This is a genomic window from Spongiactinospora gelatinilytica (assembly GCF_003236385.1).
GTDB classification, from domain to species: domain Bacteria; phylum Actinomycetota; class Actinomycetes; order Streptosporangiales; family Streptosporangiaceae; genus Spongiactinospora; species Spongiactinospora gelatinilytica.
In genome coordinates, this window is the sequence record NZ_POUA01000609.1 from 1 (window position 1) to 2,706 (window position 2,706).

Annotated in this window: 4 protein-coding genes and 1 tRNA gene; 2 read left to right on the forward strand and 3 right to left on the reverse strand. The window is 66.3% G+C overall.

Annotated features, from left to right (window positions below):
• Both C1I98_RS37605 and C1I98_RS42275 read left to right on the forward strand, forming a co-directional pair.
• Positions 1-957, forward strand: a 957-nt coding sequence (locus tag C1I98_RS37605) for a hypothetical protein (RefSeq protein ID WP_233508528.1), incomplete at its 5' end; no start/stop codon positions are given.
• Positions 958-974: 17 nt separating this feature from the next.
• Positions 975-1,142 (forward strand): hypothetical protein, encoded by a 168-nt coding sequence (locus C1I98_RS42275; protein WP_158558376.1) that lies wholly within the window; start codon positions 975-977, stop codon positions 1,140-1,142.
• Positions 1,143-1,152: 10 nt separating this feature from the next.
• On the opposite strand, the gene C1I98_RS37610 is transcribed toward C1I98_RS42275, so the two are convergent.
• The 3 genes from C1I98_RS37610 to C1I98_RS37620 all read right to left on the reverse strand — a co-directional run bounded on the left by C1I98_RS37610 (position 1,153) and on the right by C1I98_RS37620 (position 2,585).
• Entirely contained in the window at positions 1,153-1,587 is a 435-nt protein-coding gene (locus C1I98_RS37610) for an aldo/keto reductase (RefSeq protein WP_233508529.1), read from the reverse strand.
• A 45-nt stretch (positions 1,588-1,632) separates the two neighbouring features.
• The gene (locus tag C1I98_RS37615) at positions 1,633-2,472 is read right to left on the reverse strand and encodes an ATP-binding protein (RefSeq protein WP_111172018.1); all 840 of its coding nucleotides are present in this window, start codon (positions 2,470-2,472) and stop codon (positions 1,633-1,635) included.
• A 40-nt stretch (positions 2,473-2,512) separates the two neighbouring features.
• A tRNA-Arg gene (locus C1I98_RS37620) sits at positions 2,513-2,585 on the reverse strand.
• Between the last annotated feature and the right edge of the window lie 121 nt (positions 2,586-2,706).

Consider the following 2,706-nt stretch of genomic DNA (forward strand, 5'->3'; position numbering starts at 1 on the left):
CATCCCGGAGAGCGCCACCGCCCCACCCCCCGACGACGGCGGGCCCGAGCAGCCACCGGAAGCGTCCACGCCGCAATGACGAGTGATCCGCCGGTCGCCGAGAACCCGCGCCCGCTCGACGTCGCAGGGATGATCACCCTGCTGGTCGCCACGGGCGCGGCCGTGCTCATCTACATGGGCTGGGCCTACCTGGACGGCTACCTGCGCCCCTTCCTGCTGCGGCCGACGAGCCTGAACTTCCGCCCCGACGAGTACGCGCTGTTCGGGCTCAACCTCTTCACCCCCGAGTTCCTGCCCTGGATGGCCGCCGCCCCGCTGATCCTCGCCGCGGCCACGCACCGGGCGAGCCTGCCCCGCCTGCTGCCCGCCCGGCTGCGCACGCTCGCCGCCGCCCTCCGCTCGCACCGCGCCGTACGCCCGCTGGGCAACGTCACCGGCGTCGGCGCGGTCATCACGTTCATCGCCCTGGTCCTGGCCGTCGCCGCCCTGCACGGCCGGGCCATCGGCACCAACCTCCTGCTGATCCTGATCACCCTCGGTTCCCTGCTGCTGACCTGGCCGTCCCGGCGCACCGCCCTGGGCCGGATCGGCTACGCCGCAGCCGTCACGATCTCCATCTTCTGCCTGCTGTGGATGACCTCGCTGTACGCCCAGGAACGCGGCGCACGCTCGGCCCGCATCCTCATGGACTCGCTCCCCTACAAGCCACAGGTGGCCCTTTACACCGCCGACACGCTCGCCCTCAACGCCCCCATGGTGCGGCGCGAGTCATTGGGCAAGGGCACCTACAAATACCGATATCTAGGCTTACACCTGCTGCTCATCCGGGGTGAGACCTACTACCTGATCCCCGAGATCACCGCGGCTCAGTGGGAGCAGGGCCACGGCCGGGCGTTCGTCTTCAAGGAAGAGGACGACATACGCGTGGAAATCCTGCCCGGCACCCGCCCGGGTTGAGAGCGATAATCGGTTGTATGGACCGCGAGAAGATCCGGCAGCTACAGGCCCAGCGCGCGATCGACCGGGCACAACGCTGGCAGCGGCAGTACCGGCGGACCACCGTCACCGGCAAGGTCATCCTCATCGGCATCGCGCTGGTGGCCATGGTCGTCATCACCGCCCTGTCCGGCCTGGTGCGCTGAGCCGTGCGCGTCAGTACGCGGCGTCGAGCCCGGCCCGCTGCTCCGCCGTCAACTCCAGGTCCACAGCGGCCAGACTCTCCTCCAGTTGCGCCACGGATGAGGCCCCCACCAGCGGAATCATCGGAATGTCGCCGCCGATCAGCCAGGCGAGCACCACCTGATTGACGCTCGCCCCCATCTCCTTAGCCACCTCCCGCACCGCCGCGAGCCGCCTGGCCGTCCCCGGGTGGTCGAGCGCGGCGTCGAGCGGCTTGTCCTCGCGTACGTAGCCGCCGCCCAGCAGGGGCGAGTACGCGACCAGCGCGAGCGCGGGCTCGGCCCGCAGATAGCCGAGCAGGTTCCCGTCCACCACACCGATGTCGCCGTCCGGCGAGCGCAACGTCGGCCGATCGGTCCGCCGCCGCAGGTAGGTGTGGTGGTACTGAAGTACTTCATACCCGGGCAACCCAGCCGCCGCCGCCAAATTCCGCGCCGGTGGAGGCCGCCTCAATCATCGGGGCGATCTATCCTTTGCCACGTAGCGGATTTGGATCGCGCTTGCCCCGATCATCCTTACCAGTCGCTTCCGACGGAGCACGGTGAGAAGATTGATGACTTGTTGGGGCCCGAGGCCGGTCTGCTCAGCGATATCGGCCCTCGAAAGCGGCCCGTCTTCGAGGGCGTCGTACACCTTGGCTTGTAGTGGGGTGAGGCTTGCAGGCGTGGCTTCAGGGAAGCCATCGGTCTCCTCGCCGCCCGCGCCATCAATGGTGAGACCCAAATCATCGGCGCCAGCAGTGAGCTTATAATGCGCAGATCCCCGGGTACCGATCTGCTCGACTATCCCCAGTTCAACGAGCTCCTTCAACTCCTTTGAGGCAGCCCTGCCGTCCAGCACGCCCGTCGCAGCCCGAAAGCTGCCGTTCGTGAGATCACTTCCGTTCCGCATCATTACTAGCGCCGTCATTTGCGACCTGGTCAGCGGGCGGCTTGACACGGAACTCAGCCAGTCCAGGGCCTCTGGATCCAAAAGCGTGTGGTTGGGGAACTCTGCCTGGAATATGCCGATCTCATCAATGAAGGTGGGGGATTCCATGCCAACCTGGGTGAGCGCATATCTCATCCGTGCGATGCCGGTTCCGCGGTTCTCGCAGACCATATGCCCATCGCCCATGGGGGTGTCTTCCAGGATTTCGAGCAGCGCACGATTGCGAGACGACGAGAGCGTATTGGTCCCCAGCGAATCAATCGTCACAGGACCGTACAGCCCACCTGGATTACGGATGACGAGCCTGTCCGGATACAGGCCGGCCGCCGAGGCCCGCCCACTACTGCCGCAGAAGATCGACAAAGGCCACTTCCGATCATCGGAAGTGGCCTTTGACCTGGTGCGCGGCTGAGAGGACTCGAACCCCTAACCTTCTGATCCGTAGTCAGATGCTCTATCCATTGAGCTACAGCCGCTCGCCGCCTCTTGGCAACGTGAAGACTCTACCATCTGCTCGCTGGTGGTAGTGCCGGTCGTGGTTCGCGGGCGGGTCCCGGCGGGGGTACATCGTTGGATGTAGGGGGGCCATCCCTGGTG